This window comes from Faecalicatena contorta, from assembly GCF_003149105.1.
GTDB lineage: Bacteria > Bacillota > Clostridia > Lachnospirales > Lachnospiraceae > Muricomes > Muricomes contortus_C.
Map to the genome: position 1 here is coordinate 51,024 of NZ_QGDS01000021.1, position 366 is coordinate 51,389.

The window sequence follows — 366 nt, forward strand, 5'->3', positions numbered from 1 at the left end:
GCTCCTGTTGGGCCAGTGGCTCCGTCTGCTCCCGTGGCTCCTGTTGGGCCTGTCACACCAGTAGGACCTGTAGCGCCAGTGGGACCACTTGGAGTCGTATCCTCTATTGTAACAGTTGCAGATCCCGGTGTTACCATAATGTCCAGTGTGGAGGACTGAAATGTTAAGTTCTCACCCAACCCTACTGTTGCTGAACCAATTGGGCCAATCACATTAAAGAGTGCCGTTCCTGGTTCTATAACACCTGTAGGACCCGTAGGCCCGGTCACTCCTGTTGGACCAGTTGCACCATCGGCTCCGGTGGCTCCTGTAGCTCCCGTTGGTCCTGTCACTCCATCCGCTCCGGTGGCTCCTGTTGGGCCTGTC

At 56.6% G+C, this 366-nt stretch carries 1 pseudogene; it reads right to left on the reverse strand.

Going from position 1 to position 366, the window contains the following annotated elements:
• A pseudogene (locus A8805_RS22690) lies at window positions 1–366 on the reverse strand (spore surface glycoprotein BclB); the annotation flags it as partial.